Annotated in this window: 24 protein-coding genes; 11 read left to right on the top strand and 13 right to left on the bottom strand. The window is 44.1% G+C overall.

The genetic code is table 11. From position 1 onward, the window contains the following. Nucleotides 1-8 precede the first annotated feature (8 nt). Complete coding sequence (locus CUR83_RS12720; RefSeq protein WP_284719773.1) at nucleotides 9-851, top strand: NRDE family protein; 843 nt, start codon at nucleotides 9-11, stop codon at nucleotides 849-851. Between the two features lie 146 nt (nucleotides 852-997). Here the strand turns inward: CUR83_RS12720 and CUR83_RS12715 are convergent, their stop codons facing one another. Then, entirely contained in the window at nucleotides 998-1519 is a 522-nt protein-coding gene (locus CUR83_RS12715; protein WP_212564095.1) for an RNA pyrophosphohydrolase, read from the bottom strand. A gap of 451 nt (nucleotides 1520-1970) precedes the next feature. On the opposite strand from CUR83_RS12715, the gene CUR83_RS12710 reads away from it, so the two are divergent. Together CUR83_RS12710 and CUR83_RS12705 are read left to right on the top strand one after the other, a co-directional pair. Beyond that, nucleotides 1971-2384 (top strand): OsmC family protein, encoded by a 414-nt coding sequence (locus CUR83_RS12710; RefSeq protein WP_058023529.1) that lies wholly within the window; start codon nucleotides 1971-1973, stop codon nucleotides 2382-2384. Between the two features lie 11 nt (nucleotides 2385-2395). Further along, nucleotides 2396-2824, top strand: coding sequence for an MAPEG family protein (locus CUR83_RS12705; protein ID WP_379542902.1), 429 nt, complete (start codon nucleotides 2396-2398; stop codon nucleotides 2822-2824). Nucleotides 2825-2873: 49 nt separating this feature from the next. Here CUR83_RS12705 and CUR83_RS12700 read toward each other — a convergent pair whose 3' ends face one another. The 7 genes from CUR83_RS12700 to CUR83_RS12670 form a co-directional block, all read right to left on the bottom strand. Next, the gene (locus CUR83_RS12700; protein WP_284719772.1) at nucleotides 2874-3905 is read right to left on the bottom strand and encodes a tRNA dihydrouridine synthase; all 1032 of its coding nucleotides are present in this window, start codon (nucleotides 3903-3905) and stop codon (nucleotides 2874-2876) included. Nucleotides 3906-3980: 75 nt separating this feature from the next. Beyond that, nucleotides 3981-5480, bottom strand: coding sequence for a UvrD-helicase domain-containing protein (locus CUR83_RS12695; protein ID WP_212564097.1), 1500 nt, complete (start codon nucleotides 5478-5480; stop codon nucleotides 3981-3983). A 162-nt stretch (nucleotides 5481-5642) separates the two neighbouring features. Then, nucleotides 5643-6530, bottom strand: coding sequence for a twin-arginine translocase subunit TatC (gene tatC / locus CUR83_RS12690; RefSeq protein WP_093071236.1), 888 nt, complete (start codon nucleotides 6528-6530; stop codon nucleotides 5643-5645). Then, the gene (gene tatB / locus CUR83_RS12685; RefSeq protein ID WP_093071235.1) at nucleotides 6530-7189 is read right to left on the bottom strand and encodes a Sec-independent protein translocase protein TatB; all 660 of its coding nucleotides are present in this window, start codon (nucleotides 7187-7189) and stop codon (nucleotides 6530-6532) included. The genes tatC and tatB overlap by 1 nt, the downstream gene beginning before the upstream one ends. A 26-nt stretch (nucleotides 7190-7215) precedes the next feature. Continuing rightward, entirely contained in the window at nucleotides 7216-7458 is a 243-nt protein-coding gene (gene tatA, locus CUR83_RS12680; RefSeq protein WP_075106429.1) for a Sec-independent protein translocase subunit TatA, read from the bottom strand. Between the two features lie 224 nt (nucleotides 7459-7682). Continuing rightward, the gene (gene hisIE / locus CUR83_RS12675; RefSeq protein WP_093071234.1) at nucleotides 7683-8519 is read right to left on the bottom strand and encodes a bifunctional phosphoribosyl-AMP cyclohydrolase/phosphoribosyl-ATP diphosphatase HisIE; all 837 of its coding nucleotides are present in this window, start codon (nucleotides 8517-8519) and stop codon (nucleotides 7683-7685) included. 159 nt (nucleotides 8520-8678) lie between these two features. After that, on the bottom strand, nucleotides 8679-9122 hold the full coding sequence (locus CUR83_RS12670) for a thioesterase family protein (protein WP_093071233.1): 444 nt from the start codon (nucleotides 9120-9122) through the stop codon (nucleotides 8679-8681). Between the two features lie 434 nt (nucleotides 9123-9556). Here CUR83_RS12670 and rpmI point away from each other — a divergent pair, with 434 nt between their 5' ends. The 5 genes from rpmI (at nucleotide 9557) to CUR83_RS12645 (ending at nucleotide 14664) form a co-directional block, all read left to right on the top strand. Next, nucleotides 9557-9754 carry a 50S ribosomal protein L35 gene (gene rpmI, locus CUR83_RS12665; RefSeq protein WP_058023536.1) on the top strand — a complete coding sequence of 66 codons (198 nt, stop codon included), beginning with the start codon at nucleotides 9557-9559 and terminating at the stop codon, nucleotides 9752-9754. Nucleotides 9755-9889: 135 nt separating this feature from the next. Continuing rightward, nucleotides 9890-10246, top strand: a complete 357-nt coding sequence (gene rplT, locus CUR83_RS12660) for a 50S ribosomal protein L20 (protein ID WP_071002829.1) — start codon at nucleotides 9890-9892, stop codon at nucleotides 10244-10246. Nucleotides 10247-10553: 307 nt separating this feature from the next. After that, nucleotides 10554-11609, top strand: a complete 1056-nt coding sequence (gene pheS, locus CUR83_RS12655) for a phenylalanine--tRNA ligase subunit alpha (RefSeq protein ID WP_093071232.1) — start codon at nucleotides 10554-10556, stop codon at nucleotides 11607-11609. Between the two features lie 102 nt (nucleotides 11610-11711). Next, on the top strand, nucleotides 11712-14117 hold the full coding sequence (gene pheT, locus CUR83_RS12650) for a phenylalanine--tRNA ligase subunit beta (RefSeq protein ID WP_186474947.1): 2406 nt from the start codon (nucleotides 11712-11714) through the stop codon (nucleotides 14115-14117). Between the two features lie 247 nt (nucleotides 14118-14364). Then, the gene (locus CUR83_RS12645) at nucleotides 14365-14664 is read left to right on the top strand and encodes an integration host factor subunit alpha (protein WP_186474946.1); all 300 of its coding nucleotides are present in this window, start codon (nucleotides 14365-14367) and stop codon (nucleotides 14662-14664) included. Between the two features lie 166 nt (nucleotides 14665-14830). Here CUR83_RS12645 and CUR83_RS12640 read toward each other — a convergent pair whose 3' ends face one another. Beyond that, nucleotides 14831-15193 (bottom strand): hypothetical protein, encoded by a 363-nt coding sequence (locus CUR83_RS12640; RefSeq protein ID WP_071002831.1) that lies wholly within the window; start codon nucleotides 15191-15193, stop codon nucleotides 14831-14833. A gap of 545 nt (nucleotides 15194-15738) precedes the next feature. Here CUR83_RS12640 and ypfJ point away from each other — a divergent pair. Then, on the top strand, nucleotides 15739-16629 hold the full coding sequence (gene ypfJ / locus CUR83_RS12635; RefSeq protein ID WP_071002832.1) for a KPN_02809 family neutral zinc metallopeptidase: 891 nt from the start codon (nucleotides 15739-15741) through the stop codon (nucleotides 16627-16629). A 161-nt stretch (nucleotides 16630-16790) separates the two neighbouring features. Here ypfJ and CUR83_RS12630 read toward each other — a convergent pair whose 3' ends face one another. The 3 genes from CUR83_RS12630 to trxA all read right to left on the bottom strand — a co-directional run bounded on the left by CUR83_RS12630 (nucleotide 16791) and on the right by trxA (nucleotide 19457). Further along, the gene (locus tag CUR83_RS12630; RefSeq protein ID WP_227517137.1) at nucleotides 16791-16994 is read right to left on the bottom strand and encodes a glycine zipper 2TM domain-containing protein; all 204 of its coding nucleotides are present in this window, start codon (nucleotides 16992-16994) and stop codon (nucleotides 16791-16793) included. Between the two features lie 343 nt (nucleotides 16995-17337). Continuing rightward, nucleotides 17338-18606 (bottom strand): transcription termination factor Rho, encoded by a 1269-nt coding sequence (gene rho / locus CUR83_RS12625; RefSeq protein WP_058023543.1) that lies wholly within the window; start codon nucleotides 18604-18606, stop codon nucleotides 17338-17340. 524 nt (nucleotides 18607-19130) lie between these two features. Then, the gene (trxA, locus tag CUR83_RS12620) at nucleotides 19131-19457 is read right to left on the bottom strand and encodes a thioredoxin (protein WP_058023544.1); all 327 of its coding nucleotides are present in this window, start codon (nucleotides 19455-19457) and stop codon (nucleotides 19131-19133) included. 393 nt (nucleotides 19458-19850) lie between these two features. Here trxA and CUR83_RS12615 point away from each other — a divergent pair, with 393 nt between their 5' ends. Both CUR83_RS12615 and CUR83_RS12610 read left to right on the top strand, forming a co-directional pair. Then, nucleotides 19851-20564 carry an RluA family pseudouridine synthase gene (locus CUR83_RS12615; RefSeq protein ID WP_212564098.1) on the top strand — a complete coding sequence of 238 codons (714 nt, stop codon included), beginning with the start codon at nucleotides 19851-19853 and terminating at the stop codon, nucleotides 20562-20564. Between the two features lie 89 nt (nucleotides 20565-20653). After that, complete coding sequence (locus CUR83_RS12610; protein ID WP_212564099.1) at nucleotides 20654-22279, top strand: flavin-containing monooxygenase; 1626 nt, start codon at nucleotides 20654-20656, stop codon at nucleotides 22277-22279. 21 nt (nucleotides 22280-22300) lie between these two features. On the opposite strand, the gene CUR83_RS12605 is transcribed toward CUR83_RS12610, so the two are convergent. Beyond that, on the bottom strand, nucleotides 22301-23248 hold the full coding sequence (locus tag CUR83_RS12605; RefSeq protein ID WP_186475408.1) for a D-2-hydroxyacid dehydrogenase: 948 nt from the start codon (nucleotides 23246-23248) through the stop codon (nucleotides 22301-22303). Between the last annotated feature and the right edge of the window lie 244 nt (nucleotides 23249-23492).

Raw genomic sequence — 23492 nt, 5'->3', positions numbered from 1 at the left:
GGAATATTATGTGTATTGTCGCCATTGCTTGGCAGTTGTTTGACGAGCTGCCATTAGTGCTATTGTCTAATCGCGATGAGTTTTTGCAGCGTCCGACAGAGAAGCTGCATCAATGGTCTGATCAGCCGATTTATGCAGGGCGTGACCGTCAAAGCGGCGGTACATGGCTAGGTATTCATCAGCAGTCGCTAACAGATACAGTAGGCGAGGATGACACTATTTATCAGCAAAATGGACGCTGGGCGGCCGTATTGAACTTTCGGGACGGTGTGCAGGCAGGTATTAATGAGCGTTCACGTGGTGAGTTGGTAACGCGTTTTTTGACCAGTACGCTCAGTCCGATGGCGTTTGCACGGCAGATTGAATTACAAGCTTATGCAGGCTTTAATCTGATCGTCGGTGACGCTAGGCAAGCAGTCATTGTTAATAATCGTGGTCATGCACCTACGCCACTGCATACAGGATTGCATGTGATTTCAAACGGTCAGCCAGAGGATAGCTGGTTTAAGACCGAGCGGTTGCGTGGACGTTTGCGCCAAGAAGTGCTACCGCTAATTGCCGAGGACAGCGCGGCTAGCTACTGGCAAGCAGCTGCATTCAATGTGTTGTCAGATAATACCAAGGCACCGGATGATCAGTTGCCAGATACCGGGATGAGCACTGAGCTTGAGCAGACCCTATCCTCTGTTTATATTGAGCCTGTGAGCTTTGGCAATACTGACACCAGCAAGCCTACTTATGGAACACGGACACAAAGCATTTTAACTTTGAGGCAAGAGAAGGGAAAAGGCTCAGAGATCACCGCTCACATTGTCAGTCGAGAGTATCCGCATTCAGTGGCTAGTGAGTAAAAACTTATTATTCAATGTCAGTGATAACTTCTACTGATTTCACGAGAACCTATACATCATTATTAAAAACATTCACACAAAAAAGCCTGCATCACTGGATACAGGCTTTTTGTAATATGACAAACAATAAAAGTACGTTTTACTGATTAAGACTGGATCAAATGATTGCTTTGCTCAGGCAAGATCAGCTCTTGCTTTAAGGGTAGCTCACGTACCAGCTCTTGTAGGGCGCGACGATACACGCCTCGTTTGAAGTGAATCACTTGTCCGAGTGGATACCAGTAGCTGACCCATTGCCAATGGTCAAATTCAGGTTTCCCTTCATCAAAGCGGATATGTTGGGTATTTGGCTCATCTAAGCGTAGCAAAAACCATTTTTGTTTTTGCCCAATACATAAGGGGTGCTGGCCATGGCGTACGTAACGTTTTGGCAGACGATAGCGCAGCCAGTCTTGAGTGACTGCCAGTAGCTCCACATGACGCGGGTGTAAACCGACCTCTTCCCAGAGCTCGCGATACATTGCATCCATCGGCGTCTCCCCGCGGTCGATACCACCCTGCGGAAATTGCCAAGCGTTGTGACCAATACGTTTTGCCCACAGAACCTGCCCTTGTGTATTTGCCAAGATGATGCCGACATTGGCGCGAAAGCCGTCTGCATCTATCATGACTAAACCTTTTTAATTTGTTTAAAAATAGCCTGTTTTCATCTGATACTGCGATAGCAATCATAATTATTATAAGGTGATGGTTATCAATATCAGCTAAAAACAAGATTCATTACCGTTATTAAACCAAGAAACAAGCAGAATGTGTAACAGTATTTTGCTATAAAATGTTTCACGAGTTTTACCTTTTAAAATCAATTATTTATAAACAGACTTTTGTAGGTTTTTCAAATAAAAATTTGATAAATATCGATGCGAGTAACGATAGCTTCATAGTGCTCAAATCATTTATTGAAGAAGAGAGTAAAACCAAGAAATTGTTTTCTCACGACACCATAGCCAAACAATGGCTTTATCAAATCTTGCTTTGGCTTATGCTACACTAGCCAAGCTGCATATATTTCAAACAATAAAAATAGGCTTATGCCAATTACAGTAAGGAACATTTACAATGTCAGAATCAAAAGCAAGCGTCACATGGCAAGAGAACAAAGCGTTCATGGGCGTGTCACCGTCAGGGCACAATGTACAAATCGATGCGGACAAAGAAAAAGGCTCAAGCCCAATGGAGCTAGTCTTACTAGGGCTGGGTGGTTGTGCCAGCTACGATGTGGTGTCAATCCTCCAAAAGTCGCGTCAAGATGTCACGGATGTACGCTGTGAGCTGACCGCCAAGCGCGCCGAAACTGTACCAGCTGTTTATACCGATATTCATCTGCATTTTGTGGTCACTGGTCAAGACATTAAAGACAAACAGGTCGAAAAGGCCATTCATTTATCCGCAGAAAAATACTGCTCAGCCAGTCGCATGCTGGTCGCAGGTGGGGTCAATATTACCCATGATTTCGAAGTGATTGCAGGCTAAGGACTTATATAATGATCAGTGCATTTTTTGACTTGGTTTCTGATAAAGTTGCGTCTGCCATTTTGGCGATGGTGGTAGCGAGCTTATTGCCTTGGGCTGTATCAATAATTGCAAAAGTATCTGGCGGCTTTAGGGTCATAAATAATGCACATCCTCGCGATTTTTTTCAGCACACAACTGGAATGGCGGCACGTGCCAATGCTGCGCAGCAAAATAGCTATGAAACTCTGCCAGTGTTTTTGGCGGCAGTGCTGGTGGCTATGCTGTTCTTTGTACCACAATCGATTATCAACGTATTGGCTTGGCTATATGTGATCATTCGGATTGGTTATTGCACCGCTTATATCACCAACTTATCGACGTTTCGCTCTATCCTTTGGGTATTATCAATGGCATGCTGTCTGATGCTATTTTATCTGGCGATACGAGTCAGTGTATAGCGTTACCCGTCTATATTTACTAAGTAGACCACATATGATCAGGTGATTATTATTGTACGCTTGCTTGTAGTGCATTGATAATCACCGCTTTGTTTTTCTCTCGCTTGATACTTTCCCACACTGTTTGCGCCTCAGCATAGCCTTTGGTGAGCATCCCTAACCACTGTTTATAACGCCCAACCAATACCACATCGTTCTTTGCTGCGCCTTCCAAAAACTTAACTTGATGGGCGATCAAATCTTGCCATAGCAAGGTTGCCGTGTTTTTTCCGCTGTCATCATGATTTTCAGTATGGTTATCGACTTGCGCAACCAAATCAGGTCGTGTGACTGCGCCGCGACCTAACATGAGATGTGACGTGCCTGCCTGAGTCATACAGTCATTTGCTTGCGCTGCGCTCCATATCTCGCCATTGGCAATCACAGGAATATCAAGTGCATTAAAACTTTGGATTTTGTCCCAATAGGCAGGCGGCTTATAACCTTGGGTTTTGGTGCGTGCATGGATAGTGAGCCAATCAGCGCCACTAGCAGCAATCGCGCCGCGAATATCATCCATGCGCGAGGTGTCGGTATAGCCCAAGCGAATCTTGGCCGAGACAGGAATATGAGCAGGAACGGCTTCACGTACCGCACTGATAATCTGATACATGGTTTCGGGTTCATCAAGCAGCACCGAGCCGCCGCGATGGCTATTAACGGTCTTAGCAGGGCAACCAAAATTGATATCAATCGCAGGCGCGCCAAGCTCGGCAGCATAAGTGGCGTTTTCTGCCATCAGCTGCGCGTCGCTACCCAAAAGCTGCACATGAATGGGCGTGCCGGAGGCGGTTTTGGCATTGTGATGTAACTCTGGTGCGTATTTATAAAACACATGGGCTGGCAAGACATGCTGGGTGATACGAATAAATTCACTGACTGACCAATCATAGGGACGACCTAAGTCTGCTGCAATTTGCGTTAAAATTTGGCGCATCAGTGGATCGGTCAAGCCCTCCATGGGGGCGAGGAGGCGGACGGGATTGGCAAATAACTGATGCATGGTATTTTGATGTGCTTGGTGTTGCTGAATATTATTCATACTTGTGATGCGCTGTTAAAAGGTCGTTATAATGTGAAGTGGATTGAGGCGTTAGGTTGGCAACCAAAAAAGTGGTTAAGTATTGCCAAAAATCACTTTTTTCCCTGTCTGCAATCCTGATATCAAGTCTTTAATATTATGAATATCTAGATTACTCTGCGCCCGCGTACAAGCGACATAAAGCAAGCGCAGCTCTTCTGGACTTATCTTGACCGCATTGGTCGTCACATCGTAGTAAAAATCATCATCTAGTTGTACTTTGCCCCACTCAAGCCCTTTGGCCTTATGCGCGGTAGAGATGACATAATCCGCATTTTCGATACTGGTGAGACTATTGACCGCTTGGCTTAGTACATTAGTGCCGTGATCATCGACCAGTTTGACCAGTGTTTTAAGATCACTGCCTTCATTGGTTTCAGCGTACTCTTGTACATCGCCCCAATTATAAAAATAAGCGAGCTCGGGTACACCATAAGCCGATTTACCATTTTTTAAGTTTTCAGCTGCCTGGCAGAATTTGAGCATGCGATCAGTATCTGCTTGTAGCGCTACACGGTGCCCGTGCTTTAACCCTGTGAGTAATTGCGACATCGCCGCAGCATTGGTACGGCATAAAATGGCGTCTTTTTTACTGTGTACCATACCTTTATCAGTAGAAGACTGTTTGTTTGGATTGCCTTTTAGCGGCACGTCTTCTTGTAGTGCTTTTAATAGAGTATTTGCCACTTCTGCAATCGGCTCACCAAAGCGAAAAGACTGTGTCAATAATGTCTGCGGTAGCGGCAGCTTTTTCATTGCATTCACAGCGCCGCGCCATTCATAAATCTGCTGGTGCGCGTCGCCCACATAGATAACTTGTCTCGACTGCTGGGTCAAGATACCCATCATCAATGGATCAGCATCTTGCGCCTCATCAAATAAAATAAAGTCCGCAGGGATGCTCGGCTTGGACAATGCCCACAGCTTGAGATAAATATCATGCCCGATGCCCGCAGGATGACGCGCATCGATCGACTGTAGCCAGCGCTGTTCAACGGCAGGGTAGAGCATCTCGCGTAATTGCTCGGCGTCTGAATCATCGAGCCAGCTTGGAAACAGTATGTGCCTTGGCGCAGGGTAGCTGGCATGTGTACTACAAAAATTACTTACTGCGTCACTGACGAATCGAGACAACCGTGCTGGTGTCAGCGTAATGTATTTATTAACCCCATCCATTTGCCGACGCACTTGCACAGGTTGCAAGCCCAAATCATCACCGAGGCGCTTAGGTGAAAAGCGCGGCAAAGACAGCTTGGCGGTAATATCACGAGCAACATGACGATAAGCTAATGAGTGAAAAGTACGGCACTCGACATGTGGTGGAAACTTTGAACGAGCATCATTGGCAATCGCTTTGTTAAAGGCCAGATACAGTCCGCGACCTCGCAAACGCTCACCGATTAGCTTGAGCGTTGTGGTCTTACCAGCGCCTGCGTACGCCACCACTTTAAATGATTTTTGGTCCATCGCCATATTCAGCGCGGCGAGCTGCTCATCAGTGGGATCGCTCATATAAGCTGGCATCGATGCGGACATAATAAAGCTACCTAAATACAAGAAGTGATTAAAAACACAAGGGGCAAAAAAAGCCACTGGATAAACAATGGCTCATAGATGGTGGTACTCAATCGTGACAATAAGCACTAAGCTTACGCGTGGGGCAAGAAGAAAACAAGATAAGTCAGACGGGTAAATGCTTTATTCTTTGATTGTTGATATCAGGTCAGTACTAGGTTCTTCTTTGATCAAGATTTTTGCCAAAAATAACCCAAGCTCAAACAGTAACCACATCGGGATTGCTAGCATCAGCATGGATACCCCGTCAGGTGGCGTGACCACGGCAGCCACAGCAAAACAGCCCACAATGATATAACGACGCTTTTCCTCTAGACTCTGAATGGAGACAATCCCTGCCAATATCAATAGCAAGGTCACAACTGGAATCTCAAAGGTCAAGCCAAACACCATAAATAGCTTTAAAGCAAAACTCAGATAACTGTCGATATCGGTCATCGGTAGTACGTTTTGCGGGGCAAATAGAATAAAAAACTTTAAGACCCCTTTGAGCACAATAAAATAAGAAAACGCCACACCTGCATAAAACAAAAATATAGAAGACAGCAGCACTGGGATAGCGATTCTCTTTTCTTTTTTATATAAACCTGGCGCAACAAATGACCATATCTGATAAAGAATATAAGGCATCGCCAAAAAGGCAGCAACGAAGACCGTCAAACGTATCGGTGCCATAAAGTTCGAGGTGATATCTGTGGCAATCATAGTCGAATTGGCAGGCAACTGTGCCACCAATGGATCCGATAAAAAGTTATACAGCTCACGTGAGTAACCGACCAACCCCAAAAATATGATCAAAACAGCCACGCACATTTTGATTAGATGGCGGCGTAGTTCAATCAAATGCTCAGTGATAGGCATATCGCCCAATGCGCTTAAAACATCCTCTGATGATTCATTTTGAGTGCTATCAGTTGTTGCTTTACCGTCTTGATTAATGCCATTTAAAGCAGGAATATCTGAATCAGTGAGTTTTTCTTGGCGGCTTTTTTTGCGTTTGAGTAGTTGCATCAGTCAGTCCCCTGCTTATTATCAGAAGTCTGCGTACTTACCGAGCTATTTAGTAAGGTATCGGCTTTATAGTTCGGTAGATAAGGTGGCATTGGGAGGCGACGAGCTTTATCGTAAGCACCCAAACGGAACCACATATTTTCCCACGGTCGGGTATTAAGGATTTGAGTAACGGGCGCGGCCATATCACTATCATCGTTGCTGTTACCGTGCTTTGATAACTGACCTTTCTCTAAAGTATCTTGTGGCTCGTCAGTTGCATAAGAGTAGTCGAATGCTTTTGGTATGGCTGATTGCTGATGATTTTTTGTGTCGTCAGCTTTGTTATTTCTATCACTCGCTACCGCTTCATTTGATGCTTTTAGAGAATGGTTTTGTGAGCTTTCAAAAGCCTTCATATTGCCGCGCATCTCCGCCATCTCACGCCTCATATCGGCTTCGGTTTGACGAATTTTGGCCAGCTCTTTTTGCATTTGTTGGCGTGTCTCAGCCAAGTCTAGCTCGGCCTCTATTTCAGACTGTAATGTGGAGACGGTGCGGCGAATTTTGGCATACCATTGCCCAGCCGTACGCGCTGCCTGTGGCAGTTTTTCTGGGCCCAAGACGATTAGGGCGATTACGCCAAAGAGAAGTAGTTCAGAAAACCCGATATCAAACATAATGGTCCGCTATCACTGTCTAGATGCTATACATTATGCTTGTCATCAACCTTAGTGGTTGCTGGGCGCTCGTCGGTATGGGCCGTGCCATCATGGTCAAGCACCACGCGTTTTTTGGCATGCTCTGTATTTTCATCTTTGACCGCTTCTTTAAAGCCTTTAACCGCACCGCCCAAATCTTTGCCCGCGTTTTTTAGTTTTGCAGTGCCAAATACGACAACGACGACGACCAATAGTATCAGCCAATGCGTAATAGAAAAACTACCCATAATGGTATCCTTGTGACCTGGTTTTGTGACTTAGTTTTCAGTCTTCATATGTCTGCTTTGTGTTGATAAAGCCTGCTTTGAATTGATAAAAAAGTTATGTATCAAAAAAAGCATCACATATAATTCGAGATAAAACAGAGCTATATTATAACCTGCAGTTATTACAAATAGGTGAAATCAACAATAATCAAACAGGGTCGATGCTTTTTTTTGTATCTTAATAACTATCTAGCCGCTTTTTCGTCGATACCTGATAAGCCAAACCGTCTACCTAGCTCATTTAGTACAGCGTCTGACTCTATGTCAAACCATGCCAGTCCGACTAAAGTATGGAACCAGACATCTGCCACTTCATAGATCAGCTCGTGGCGCGCCGCCTCAAAAGCAGCTTTGTCTTTATTTTCATCACAGTGAGCAAAATCTTTGGCAGCAATGATGCTCTCTGTACTCTCTTCACCGACTTTTTCTAATATTTTATTCAAGCCTTTGGCGTATAGGCTGGCGACATAAGAGCTGTCGGCATCGGCTTGTTTGCGCTCTGCCAATACCTGATCGAGCTGTTGTAGCACAGAGCCTTTATCGACTTGCGCTTGAGTGTTATTAGAGTCGATGGTCGCGCTAGCATTTTCGTTTTCAGCATTGGTGCTAGCAGATTTATCAGAATGATAAATATCCGCAGGGTCTTTCAATACTTTATCGACTGTCTGCCATTCAGGTGTTTGGCCTGATAGATCTAAACGCTGATAAAAACAAGACTCACGGCCTGTATGACAAGCAATACCGCCCGCTTGAGTCACGCTTAGCACAATCACGTCTGCGTCACAGTCTAGACGAATATCGTGGACGGTTTGCGTATGACCTGATGATTCGCCTTTGTGCCACAATTTGCCACGCGAACGCGAAAAATAAACCGCGGTCTGCGTTTGTACGGTGAGCTGTAATGCGTCTGCATTCATCCAAGCCATCATCAAAATACGGCCTGACTTGTGATCTTGAGCAATTGCAGGAATCAAACCATCAGCATTAAAAGTTACGGCAGTCAGCCAAGCAGGTAGAGTCATAATGTATGTGTCGTCTTATAGTTAGAGAGTAAAAATATCAATAAGTAATTATACTACTTATGATTGGAGCGAGGAGATTGTCTAAAATGCTCTGAAATATGATGTCATATGAAAGCTGCGCGAGCATTAAAATGAGAAAGGTGATATTGACTCGCTATTTTACAGCCTAAATAAATGAGGATATAGAGCCTCTTTGGTCGTGTTATCGAGCTTAATCACTTTATTGAGATTAAAATCATAATTCCTAAAATGTTGTCTTGCTTTGGCGACCACTTCACCTGTGTGCATACGTGTGATCTTTATCACGATGCTACCGCCATTATCATATATTGGCTCAACACCGACTTCAAACAAAAGCTCTTCGCATACTCGTATACGACTCAAAATAACCAACTGCAATGTATCAATAATTAAGCCCTGGTTATCTGAATTGATTTCTTTAATACCTTTAGCGTGTAGAAACCTTAGTCGCGCTTCGGACAGAAGGGCAGTCAGAGATTCGATGGTCACATGCTGTCCCAAGTCGATTTCGGTATGACGCACGCGCATCACTGTCTCAAAAACAAATAAATAATCCTCAAATACCAACTCTTGCTTTGACACACTATCTCCTAAAGTGGTGGCAAACAATTATGCTACTTATCATGCGATAGGTTGGCAGAATCATAATAATGATGAACAAATAAAAGGCTGTATACACTTAATAAATGAGTGTGCTTTCATGACACTCATATTATGATGTAACTTAAGTATCTACTTAAGCACAGCTTCAGCTGACATTCAATCTATTTGGATGAAAATTGACCATTTTTATGAGGTTTTTAAGAGCTGCGCTGTAGCGCTACTCATGCTGGCTAACGGTCTTTATTGCCAAGTAAAGGTTAGCCAAAACTTTACTTGGCAAAACAAGGCACTATCTGCTAAAATACCGCCTCCCACCTCGAGGCAAATAGAGGTTTAGTGGTTATTTATATAGCGATTATTCGGTATGACTATTTGACGACCAGGTTCTAAAACAGAAAAAGAGGCAAATCATCATGAAAGTTAAGATGAAAACCAGAAGCGGTGCCGCTAAACGCTTCAAAAAAACAGCAAACGGCTTTAAACGTAAACAAGCATTCAAAAGCCATATTTTGACCAAGAAATCACCTAAGCGTATTCGCCAGTTGCGTGGTCTTAAGTTGGTACATAAATCTGACGAAGCAGCCATTCGTCGTATGTGCCCATACATCTAATAGCCTACTGTCATCTATCTTTGATTGAAAACTATCTGATGAAATGATAGTTGACTTTGCAATCTGACAATGATGTTTGTTATTTGACAGCATCATCACTCGCTTAACAGTGATTACAAAATCTTGGAGTAAATTATGGCCCGTGTAAAACGTGGTGTACAGGCAAATCGCCGTCACAAAAAAATCTTAAAACGCGCAAAAGGCTACTACGGTGCCCGTTCACGTGTTTACCGCGTAGCGGTACAGGCAGTGACCAAAGCTGGTCAATATGCTTATCGTGACCGTCGCAACAAAAAACGTACTTTCCGTCGTCTTTGGATTGCACGTATCAATGCTGGTGCACGCTTAAACGGCTTAAGCTATAGCCGCTTTATCAATGGCTTGAAAAAAGCAAACATCGCAATCGATCGTCGCGTTCTAGCAGACATCGCTATGCATGATGCAGCGACTTTCACAGCATTGGTCGAAAAAGCAAAAGCGGAACTAGCATAAATATTAACTACTCTTTAGAGATTAAGTAGATATAAAATTTATCTAAGTAAGCGTCTAAACGAATAGAACTAATATTGATTAATAGTACGATATTAATAAAAGCTACCGCTGGTCGGTGGCTTTTTTTATTTTAAATTATGGTGTATTTACTTAGTCTGAGTGGATACCAGCACCTGCTCTTTATCTGTCTAAATATTCAAGCCTTTTAGACCACTTATCTTTATGAAGATAACGGGATAAATGGTTTGCAATATTTGGTCAAACCCCTACAATTAATAGTCCGTTCAAATCAGGAATAATGCGTCTTATGACTAACCCTGCTGCTACCAACGACTTGTCGGCGCTACCGACCTTGTCTTCAGAGCTAAACGAGCTCAATGAAGCTCAGCTTACCGACTTTGCGAGTGCTGCTGAAGCTTTGATTCTACAAGTAACTGATGCGCGTACCTTGCAAGACTTGCGTGTGCAATTGACTGGCAAAAAAAGCCCATTGACGGGCTGGTCAAAGCAGATGGGCAAACTCGATGCTGATGATAAAAAAACCTACGGTGGCTGGTTGCACGAGGTGCGTAGCCGCATTCAGCAAGCGCTGAGCGATCAACAGCAGCAGTTAGAAGTCGCCGCGCTCAACGCCAAGCTAGAAGCAGAGAGCATTGATATTACGTTGCCAGCTCGCGGTGGTCAAAAAGGTCATCTGCATCCAGTAACGATGATTACTCAGCGTATGCAGCAGTACTTTATTCAAGCGGGCTTCAATGTTGCCACCGGCCCTGAAGTTGAGAGCGATTACTATAACTTTGAAGCGTTGAATATCCCGTCGCACCATCCTGCACGCGCGATGCATGATACATTCTATTTCGATGCGCATTATCTACTGCGTACGCATACCAGCCCAGTGCAGATTCGTACCATGGAAAAGAACGATCCGCCGATTCGTATTATCTGCCCAGGCCGTGTTTATCGTAACGACTCAGACCAAACCCATTCACCGATGTTCCATCAGTTAGAAGGCCTTATGGTCACAGAGTCGAGCACTTTTGCTGAGCTAAAAGGTCTGATTAGTGAGTTTCTAGAAGCATTTTTTGCCAAAGAGCTGACCGTACGTTTCCGTCCTTCATTTTTCCCATTCACTGAGCCGTCTGCAGAAGTAGATATCTTAGATGATAACGGCAAATGGCTTGAAGTGATGGGCTGCGGTATGGTACATCCACAAGTATTGACCAATTGCGGTATTGATAGCGACAAATACACAGGCTTTGCATTTGGGATGGGTATCGAGCGCTTTGCGATGTTGTATTACGGTATTGATGACTTACGTTTGTTTTTCCAAAATGACGTGCGCTTCTTAAAGCAATTTGGCTAACGTGCTTTTGTTGATATAAAAGTGCTCCTTGTTAATACAACAAGTTAATTTGCCAAGCTTTACTCCAACATCTTTATTATAAAATTCTGATCCGAGATATTTATGAAAATTAGCGAACAGTGGCTACGTCAATGGGTAAATCCCCAAAATACCAGCGAACAGTTGGCTGAACAGCTGACGATGGCAGGGCTTGAGATTGATGACCGTTACGCAGTTGCCCGTGCATTTAGCGGTGTGGTCATCGGTGAAGTTATCAGCGTTGAGCAGCATCCAGATGCAGACAAACTGCGTGTCACGCAGGTAAATATTGGCGACGCTGAGCCGCTGCAAATTGTCTGCGGCGCACCTAATGTGACCGTCGGTATGAAAGCACCGGTTGCTACCGTTGGTGCGATACTACCAAGCGATGACGCAAAAGGTTTTAAGATTAAGAAAAGCAAGCTACGCGGTGTTGCCTCAAACGGCATGCTATGCGGCGCCTCTGAAATTGACTTGGTAGATGATATAGATGGACTGCTTGAGTTGCCTGAAGATGCACCAGTTGGTACCGATATCCGTGAGTATTTAGGTCTAGATAATCAGATATTAGATATCTCTATCACCCCAAACCGTGGTGATTGCTTTAGCGTTCGCGGTATCGCTCGCGAGATTTCAGTCATCAATGACTTGCCTGTACAGTTGCCAGAGATTCCTGACTATGTAGTCGCTTCTGATAATGGTGCAACGCCCGCTGTAACTGTTGATGCGGTAGAGGCGTGCCCTCGCTATCTGTTGCAATCGATTAGCAATATTGATCGTAGCATCGATACTCCAAAATGGATGCAAGATGCATTGGTACAGTCAGGACTACGTTCACACAACTTCTTGGTCGATGTGACCAATTATGTTTTGATGGAATTGGGGCAACCGCTACACGCTTTTGATGCCGATACCATCGAAGGTGATATCGTTGTGCGTTTGGCACAGCCTGATGAAACCATTACTTTGCTCAACGAGCAAACGGTTACGCTAACCGGTGATGAGCTTGTGATTGCTGATGACAAAGGTGCCTTGGCACTGGCTGGCATTATGGGTGGTCAGCGTAGCAGTGTCACCGATAGTACGACCAATATCGTGGTAGAAAGCGCTTTCTTTAATCAACTGGCTATCGCTGCGCGCGCACGCCGTTTTGGATTGCATACCGATGCATCACAGCGTTTTGAGCGTGGGGTCGATTTTGAATTGCCGGAACTTGCCTTGGCACGAGCTTGTGACTTGATCACAAGCATCACGGGCGGCGAAGCAGGTCAAATAGTCACGGCCGAAAACCTTGAGCATCTGCCAGCACGCGAACCGATTACATTGCCAATCGCGAAAGTACGTGATGTTATTGGTATTGATATCGAGCCATCAGAGATGGTACGTATCTTAACTCAATTAGGTTTTGAGGTAGAGCAGCAAAACGACGCATTGATTTGTAAGCCGCCGTCTTACCGTTTTGATATGAGTATCAAGGAAGACCTCATCGAAGAAATTGCCCGTATCTATGGCTATGACAATATTCCAAGCGTATTGCCATATTTGCAAGTCAGCATGGATTATGACGATACTGCAGATTTGACTCATGGGATGAAGCTAGCACTGGTCGATAACGGTTATATGGAAGCCATCAGCTTTAGCTTTAGTGATGCAAAATTAGAAGCATTGCTTGATGATGAAGCGCTAGGAGAGGTGTTGGCACTGGCAAACCCTATCTCTAGTGATTTGGCGGTCATGCGTCGTACCTTGCTGTCAAGTTTACTGCCTTGCGTGCAATATAACTTGAATCGTCAGCAGCCACGCGTACGTTTCTTTGAGACGGGTCTTAGCTTTGTTGGACAAAGTATCAGTGATTTGGTGCAAACCCCAAGCATTGCATTGGTCGCAGTGGGTGATGTATGGAGTGAGCAGGCTTATCAAAACCGCGTCTTAGATTTTTATGATCTCAAACATGATATTGAACAGTTATTACCAGCGCAGATCGATAGCGCCCGTATTCGCTATGAGCGTAGTGCGCTGAGCTTCCTGCATCCAGGACAAAGCGCTGAGTTATATATCGATGATATCTATGTTGGTTGGTTGGGTCAGCTACATCCAAATACTGCTAAGCAGTTGGATCTGCCAACGACATGGGTTGCCCAATTGTCACTGGCACCGCTATTGACGATTGCTCGTGAGCAGCATTCGATTACGACGCCTAGCAAGTTCCCACAAGTGCGCCGTGATATTGCTATTTTAGTAGACAGTGATATCAGTTTGCAGACTTTAGAGTCAACGGTACGAGCTGCGGCAGGTGATTTGTTGACTGATCTGTGGCTATTTGATGTGTATCAAGGCGATAAAGTACCGACTGGTCAGCGCTCATTGGCGTTTGCACTTGTATGGCAAGATGCTACACAAACCCTATCAGATGAAGCTGTAAAAACTGCCACTGATAAGGTTGTACAGGCATTAACGGATCAACACGCAGTCCAGTTACGTGACAGCTAATATTTAGTCTTTAAAAGACCCAATGCCCTATAGCCTCTTCAGTTATGAGGCTATGGAGCATTGCTATTCGTAAAAACTATTATTTATAACCCTTTTACTTGTAAAACAAGTTAAGTCATTATTAATAAAGGATTTTAATGTATAGTTTATTAAAAACTACTCAAAAAACCTTTATAATAATTAGACTTAACCCTCATACCGCTAAACCATGATATTCGACATCACGACATAGCATAGGAGTCGTACTGTGAGCACCTTAACCAAATCTGACATAATTGAGCACTTAATGAGTCATCTAAATCTGACACGCCAAGAAGGTCGCTGTCTGGTGGAGAACTTTTTTGATGAGCTGTCAGATAGTTTGATTGATGGCAAAGAGGTCAAGCTTTCAGGCTTTGGCAACTTTGAGCTTAAAGACAAAAACAGCCGTCCAGGCCGTAACCCTAAAACAGGAGAGCCTGTCGCCGTATCCGCGCGCCGCGTGGTGACTTTCAAGACAGGACAAAAGTTTCGTCAGAAAGTTGATGAGCGTTTATTTGATACTTAGTGTGTTATTGAGTATGACAGCTTGCTTGTTTTCGCTATAGCCTTGTATAGCCAATAAATACCAAGTATGGTTATAGGTAACTAGCTGTCATAAATTGCAGGCATAAAAAAAGAGAGCATAGGCTCTCTTTTTTTTATTACCGTTTATTTATTGTATGAACAATAAATTACTGAGCTGGCTCTTCAACAACAACTTCGTCAGAAGCGTCAACAGCAGCAGTATCAGTTTCGCTAGCTACGTCAACGCTAGTAGTAGTGCCGTCTACAGGAACTTCAGCGTCCATTTCGTCAGTAGCAGTTGCCACTTGAGCGTCAGCGATGTCAGCTTCAGCGTCAGCAACAGCAGCGTCAGCATCAGCAGGGATAGCTTCACCGTCAGCAGCGCCTTCAGCTAGCTCTTCTTGTGCGTCTTGCACTTCTTCTTGCGCGTCAGATAGATCTTCAGCAGCGTTTTCTTTGTTGCTGTCACAGGCAGTTAGGCCCATAGTTGCAGTCATGATACCAGCTAGAGCAAGTAATTTAAGTTTCATAAGGTTTTCTCCGGAAAAATGAAATGAGCAGTAGCAGCAACAAAGGACGAATTCCGAGGTTTCTCAGAATTCAATTAGTCTTAGTTACAGCTACTCAGCTTCCACGCATTCTATATGTTTTATATGAAAATGGAAATAGGGTTGTACAATTAAGTAACAATAATATTTAAAATAATATTTTACTTCATCTGTTCGATAGTATTTTTAATACAACAAACCCGATTAATCGACGTATAATCAATGACATTAGACTGTTACGGCACAATATGCAGTCCTACTTTTGGTTGTAATTTAACGTATGTATGGTGTTTAGTTAAGTAAAATTAGAGCCGATTGTCTCGTCTAATGAGGCACAAGTACGCCATTAATATGGGACAAGTAAATATGGGACAAATAAGCCATGATAATTAGCGCTATTTATATTAAGAAAAATTGCTTGTGAGTGAGCAAACCAAAAATCAAATCAACGTATTGAGCGGCATACTGTACAACATGAATAATGAACAATACGAGTGATTATATCTCGTATATTTGAGGAATAAACTATGAAATGGCAAGGCAGACGAGGCAGTTCTAATGTTCGCTCTAGTACGGGCGGCGGCAAAATGATAGGTGGTGGTATTGGCGGTATTATCATCGCAGGCATTTTATGGTTGGTATTTGGGGTAAATCCTATGACTGCGCTGCAAACAGGTCAGGTAATCGCTGGTGGTGGTAGTAATGGAACTTCCAGCGAACCTGCGATAAGTGACGATCGAGATACCCAGTTTGTCAAAGTTGTGCTGGCGGATACTGAAGAGGTCTGGCATCAGATATTTAACGAAGCGGGTAGTACTTATAAAGAGCCCTCGCTAATTCTGTTCAATGGTCAAGTAAATTCGGCTTGCGGTAGTGCCAGCGCGGCGACAGGGCCTTTTTATTGCCCAGGCGATCAAACGGTCTATTTAGACACATCATTTTTTGTGGAGATGCGTCAAAATCTGGGTATCGCAGGGGATCAGCAAGGCTCTGGGACTCAGGAAAACCAAGGTAAAGCGGGGGATTTTGCGCAGGCTTATGTTATCGCACATGAGGTGGGTCATCATGTTCAGACGCTACTAGGTATTAGTCAGCAGGTCAATGAAGCCCGTCGGCAAGTGACCCAAGCACAATCCAATAAGTTGTCAGTGTTACAAGAGCTGCAGGCAGATTGCTTTGCTGGCGTTTGGGCGCAGCGTAACCAAGAGCGTGTACAGTTTTTAGAAGCGGGTGATATTGATGAAGCCATCAATGCGGCTGGTCAAATCGGTGATGATCGATTGGCACAGGCGAGTGGTAGAGCGGTTGCGCCTGATAACTTTACGCATGGTACTAGCCAGCAGCGTGTTGAGTGGTTCACGCGGGGCTTAGAGAGCGGTAATGTACAATCTTGCGATACCTTTAGTGGTGCGCTTTAAAAGTAAGATTATTTTTTGCAACTCCGCCTATGGGTTATCAGTACAACAATAACCACGCAAAAATTTGACATAAAAAAGCCTGCAATCAATTGCAGGCTTTTTTATTATCTTCTATCTGATATGACTCAACGCATTATTAAGAAATATCAGTGTAGAAGTTTTTAGTTGTTATCAAGAATGTAACCACCAGCGCCGCCAATAGCTGCACCAGCCAATGCACCACGAGCGATGTCTTTGCTGTCGCCTTTACTTCTGATAAGTGCGCCAGCTGCGGCACCTGCTGTTGCGCCTTTAGCGGTATTGCTCATACCACCATATGAATTACAACCAGTCATGATGAGTGCTGAGCTCGTAATTGCTGTCATTGCGATCGTCTTAGCAAATTTCACATTATCACCTATTTATTCGTCAAGTTTGAAATATAATACCTTTAAAAAAACAATGTCCATGATATTTTCAAATGTATTCCTACTGTCTGCCATAATAGTGGGTTAGTAGATAGTTAGTCGTAGTAAAAACGCTAAACTTTGCAAACGACATGTAATTGATGTTGCCGCACTGTATCATAAAACGGGTACTTGCTTATATGAGGTACTTAGCGCAAAAATAGGTAGGCGAGTATTTTGGCAATCGGAAATAAAAAAGACCACCGAACGGCAGTCTTTATATCAAGCAAACAATGGCATGCTTGGAAAAAATATGCGTAAATTAGTTCTGTGATTTGCGTTTCATTTGCTCAAAGAACTCGTCATTGGTTTTCGCTTCTTTGAGACGATCTAACAAGAATTCAGTAGCTTGGACGCCATCCATCGGCTGCAGCAGTTTACGTAAAATCCAGACTTTACGTAGTTTATCTTCGTCCAACAAGCGCTCTTCGCGGCGTGTGCCTGATTTTTTGATATTGATTGCAGGGAAGACACGTTTTTCGGCCAAGTCGCGCTCAAGGGTGATTTCTTGGTTGCCCGTCCCTTTGAATTCCTCAAAAATCACGCTGTCCATCTTACTACCAGTATCAATCAGCGCACTGGCAATAATCGTCAAACTGCCACCTTCTTCGACATTACGCGCAGCGCCAAAGAAACGCTTTGGACGCTCAAGCGCATTGGCATCCAAACCACCGGTCAATACTTTGCCTGATGATGGTATAACGGTGTTATAGGCACGTGCCAGACGAGTGATCGAGTCTAATAAAATCACCACATCTTGCTTATGCTCGACCAGACGTTTGGCTTTTTCGATGACCATCTCAGCCACTTGTACGTGACGCTGAGGTGGCTCATCAAAGGTAGAGGCAACGACTTCACCGCGCACGGTACGCTCCATCTCGGTGACTTCCTCTGGACGCTCATCAATCAACAGGACGATTAAGTAGCATTCAGGATTATTGCGAGTGATGGACTGAGCAATAGATTGCAATAACATCGTTTTACCCGCTTTTGGCGGTGCGACAATAATAGAGCGCTGACCTTTACCAATTGGTGCGATCAAATCAATGATACGCCCTGTCAGATCTTCGGTAGTACCATTACCAAGCTCAAGCTTTAGCTGCTCAGTAGGGAATAGCGGTGTTAGGTTCTCAAAAATCAGCTTATGACGTGAGCGATCTGGCGTATCAAAGTTGATTTCACCAACTTTTAGTAACGCAAAATAACGCTCAGAATCTTTTGGTGGGCGAATCGTACCAGCGATACTGTCGCCCGTTTTTAAGCTGAAGCGGCGAATTTGACTAGGGCTGACATAGATGTCATCAGGACCTGCTAGATAAGAGCCTTCTGATGAGCGTAAAAAGCCAAAACCATCAGGGAGCACCTCAAGCACACCGTCACCATAGATGGCTTCACCGTTGCGGGCATGGGTTTTTAAGATAGCAAAGATAATGTCTTGTTTACGGCTACGCGCCATGTTATCAAGACCCATTTCCTTGGCAATAGCCAACAGCTCAGAGATTGATTTTTTCTTTAATTCAGTTAGATTCATAGATAGGTCATTAGCAATTGATCAGATGAGAGATGCCATTAGCAGCACAAGTCACGACAGTGAGTAAAACGACAGTAATATGATGATAGAAGGTATTTGTACAGCGCAATGGCTTATGTAGTGTTGGTATTGCATGTCTGCTTATAGACGCATTGCTATCGCTAGATGCAAGGTCATAAGAATTAGGAATAAAAAAGGCTACATAAGAGTCTGCGTCAAAAACTCAATATCAGTCATTGCGTTTAGTCATTTCGTTTAGCAATGGTGTTTATAATGACGATTGTGTTTTTGTTGATAAACACGAGGAGAATAGCGACAAGATACTAGGAAAACAGATGGTTTTCTCTTGTCAGCAGACTATACGGTCTTCACAATAGCGTTGTCAATAAATTTTGCCAAAAAATTCGTATAATCAAGTTTTTTGCACAAAAAACAAGCAAAAAGCCATTATCGTTATCAGATAATGGCTTTCTTTATCGCTTTAGCTCATTGATTCAAAAAACTTTGAAATGAGAACATTCAACTTATAAATGCTTGTCCAATACTTTGGCCAATTCAGCTTTTGGCTGTAGACCCATCACTGAATCTACTTTTTCGCCGTCTTTGAAGACAAATAAAGTTGGGATGTTGCGGATACCAAAACGGCTCGCTGCTTGTGGGTTGTTATCCACGTCAACTTTAACGATCTTAACTTTACCTTGGTACTCAGTCGCTAAATCTTCTAAAATAGGCGCAATCGCTTTACAAGGACCACACCAAGTTGCCCAAAAATCTACCAATACAGGAAGATCTGATTCTAGAACGTCTTGGTCAAAGTTTGTGTCGGTAGTATTAACAATAAGGTCTGACATAATTTTATCTCTCTTGTTTTATTTATTCTGTCACCACACACCAGCTGTCATATTTATCTAATAATAAGTGGGTCAGTGGTCAAAGAATCGTTTAGAAGTGGTGAAAATGTGCCATTATATTAACATGTTTGCTCAGTCTTGACAGATTTAGGCTGGTTAAATTGTTCAACAATTACGATTAGCACAATAAATCAAAACAGAATGACACAGGTTGGGTTTTCTCTGTTACGTGTGATCATTGCTTTGCTAAAACATACTTTTTGAGCACTTTTAGCCGTCTGTTTTTACATTGAATCATCCCACTTTTACTCTCAATAAATAGGGCGCTACTGTGCCAAAATAACAGCCGCCAAAGCCCCATATTACGTTTAATTTATATAAGTAGTTAAGTTTATGCCTTTTACTGATGAAGAAGTCGACGCTCTCAACGCGCAAGAAAATGCCTATCCACTTGAGTTTTTCAAACAATTTGCGCAAAAGATTACGGTGTACGAAGATGATGATATTTGGGTAGTGGATAAACCGGCAGGGCTGTTAAGTGTCGATGGCAAGACTCTCAAGGTAAGCCTGCTTGCTCGGCTTGAGCGTGCCAATCCAGCGGTAAAACTGATTCATCGACTGGATATGGACACGTCAGGTCTGATTATTTTTGCAAAAAATGCCACCGCCCAAACCAATATCAGTAAACAGTTTATTGAACGCTTACCGCAGAAAAAATACCAAGCACGAGTTTTTGGGGAATGGGAGCAGGTGGGCGCAGCGGGTGAGATATCGGTGCCAGTACGCTATGAGCCGACGACCAAGCCGCGTCATATCGTTGATCATGACTGGTCAAAGCATGCTTTAACACTGTATGAAGTCATAGCGCACGAAATGTGTGATGGTCAACCAGTTACCCGAGTGATGCTAAAACCAGTGACAGGTCGCAGCCATCAACTACGCGTGCATATGGTGCATGCAGGTCATGTGATGATTGGTGATCCGATATATGCTGAAGGCGCGGCACTCAAGATTGCGCCAAGGCTAAATCTACATGCGCAGCAATTGCGCTTAAAGCATCCAGTATTGGGTGCTTGGATGGACTGGGAAAGTCCATGCCCATTTTGATGCATTAGCTGCCTGAATATGAAGTCGAAGCGCGCGATTAATAGAAGCACTAAGGTTATCGCTGATCATGTAAACACAAGGATGAGAATATGCTTGATATCGCTACTACCAAACAGGCGATTAAAAGTCGCCTCGCACGTAGACAGTCGCAAAGGGGTAAGCCTGCTGATTATGAAGTGCTGATTATTGGTGCGGGCATTGCGGGTATCGGTATGGCCTGCCGCTTACAGCAACTAGCGCATAAAAATCTATTTGGTCATAAAGGTGCAAAAAAACAAAGGCAGAACAAATCAGTTAACAACAAAAGAGGCTCGCAGCGCTTTGCCATATTAGAAAAACGTGCTGATTTGGGCGGCACGTGGGATTTATTTACCTATCCTGGTATCCGCTCTGATTCTGATGCCTTAACCTTTGGCTATAACTTTAGACCGTGGCTAGATTATAGAATGCTGGCAGCAGGTGGCGATATTAAGCGTTATATCGCTGATACGGCGCGCGAGTTTGGTATTACGGAGCATATTCGTTACGAGCATGAAGTTCAGCAAATATCATGGTCGAGTATGGATAAGTTATGGACAGCAACCATAAAAAACCATACCAGCGGAGAAGTGTTCGTTAAGACGGCAAAGTTCGTGGTCGGTGCTACGGGCTACTACGACTATAAGCAAGGCTATCGTCCTTATTTTGCGGGAGAAGAAGATTTCCGCGGTCGTATTGTCCATCCGCAGCATTGGGGTAATTTAGATTATAATGACAAAAAAGTGGTCATTATTGGCAGCGGTGCCACTGCAATGACGCTATTGCCGGCACTGGTAGATGAAAGCAGCGAGCAGTGTGCGCGTCATGTCACGATGCTACAGCGGACACCCACTTATGTGGCAAGCGTACCGGGCGATGATCATGCTATCGACTGGCTATCAGGCAAGTTTTCACCTTTATCAAAAGAGCAGGCTTATACGGTACTGCGAGCGCGCAACGTGTTGCGGCAGCAAGGGCTGTATAAATTAGCCACTCACGCGCCCAAGCTGATGAAAGCTGTGCTAAAAAGCGGCGTGACAAAAGAGTTAAAAGGTAGCGGCATTGATGTCGAGCACTTTATGCCCGATTACAATCCGTGGGATCAACGCGTATGCGCTGTGCCAGACAGTGACTTATTTAAGTCTTTGCACGGTAAACGTGCAGCAGTGGTCACCGATCAGATCGACCACTTCACTGAAACCGGTATTATGCTGCAATCAGGCGAGCATCTTGAGGCTAATATCATCGTCACAGCAACCGGATTGAAGCTGCAAATGCTAGGCGGAGCAGCGGTATATATCGACGGGCAGGCCATTGATATCGGTACGCGCATGACGTATAAGGCAGTCATGATCGAAGGCGTGCCTAACATGGCGGCCTTATTTGGCTATACCAATGCCTCATGGACGCTAAAGATTGATCTGGCGTGTCGATATGTGGTGCGGCTGTTGAGTTATATGCACAAAAACCGCTACCAAGTCGCGCTGCCACAGGCACAGGCGGCGAATGCTACCGCCTACGCCCAAGCAGATACGGTGATGGGCTCGCTATCGTCTGGATATGTCAGGCGTGCCCAAGACAGACTGCCGAAGCAAGGCGATCGCTACCCGTGGTACGTGACCAACAACTATCTTAGCGACCGTGTGATGCTCAAATACCGCAAAATAAAAGACGACTGGTTGCGGTTCAGTCGTTAGGTTTTAATTGATCGATAGTCGCTATTGATGCTGATTATCGATAAAGTCAGCAACTTGTTTGCTTAATATCTGCCACAAGGTCTCTTGGGCGCTTTTGCTGCCCCAAGCATTGTGCGGGCTAAATATGACGCGTGGATGGTCGCTGAGACTGAGTAATGGGTCATCGTTCGCGATGGGCTCTTGTGCAAATACATCACTGGCATAACCGATGATTTGCTCATTGTTAATCGCATCAGTCAATGCTTGGCTATCAACGACGCCGCCACGAGCGACATTGACGATGAGCGGTTGTTTGCTCATTTTTGCCAAGGTATCTTTATTAATGAGGTGTTCGGTTTGTTCAGTCAATGGACAATGCAAACTGAGGACATCTGCACGAGCTAATACCTCATCAAATGCCGTATAATCGTCGTTGCGCGGCGTGCGTCCTTGATGCTCCGCCCATAGAACTGTCATACCAAATGCACGCGCGATTTCGGTTACGCGCTTGCCAATGGTGCCAATACCAATGATGCCTAGCGTCTTGTCTTCCAAATCTATCAGCGGAATATCCAGCAGACAAAAATTCCCGTTTGCTAGCCATGTGCCATCAGCGACTTTTTGATGGTAATGAATACCGGCACGCATCGCAGTCAGCATGAGCATAAAGGTATGCTCAGGCACGCTTTTTACCGCATATCCCGCCACATTATAAAGTGCTACGCCATGTTTATCGCAAGCCTCATGATCGACGTTATTCATGCCAGTGGCGGTCAGTTGAATCAATTTTAGCTTGGGTAGGCCAGCGATCACCTCTGCGCCAATTTGCACTTTATTGGTGATGATGATATCGGCATCTTTACAGCGCTCAATAATGAGGTCCGTGTCTTTTGGCGTATCGTTATAAGTGACGTAATCGCTTATGCCTGCTGGTGCAGGTAAGTCAATACCATCAGAAAAAGTGCCTTTATCCAAAAAAACGGCTTGCATCATGATTCCTTATTTATTGTTGTCCTATAGATAGAAATAGTTGTCAAATGAATCGTTATGGGCTTAATGTAGCACGTTGGAGTTTTTAGTCAAAAACGAATCCATTAAATATTGGCTAAGTGGTGATAAGCGTTTAAAAACAAAGTAATTTATATCATGAGCGGATTTACTGAGCATGATTGGGCCCAAAGACCTTATAAAGTCATGGGTATCATAAGCCGCCTCTTGAAAATTGAACTTAACG

Origin of the sequence: Psychrobacter pocilloporae, assembly GCF_029872915.1 — a bacterium.
Lineage (GTDB): Bacteria > Pseudomonadota > Gammaproteobacteria > Pseudomonadales > Moraxellaceae > Psychrobacter > Psychrobacter pacificensis.
The sequence above is the reverse complement of the archived record's forward strand: the minus strand, read 5'-3'. Positions and strand labels throughout refer to the sequence as shown.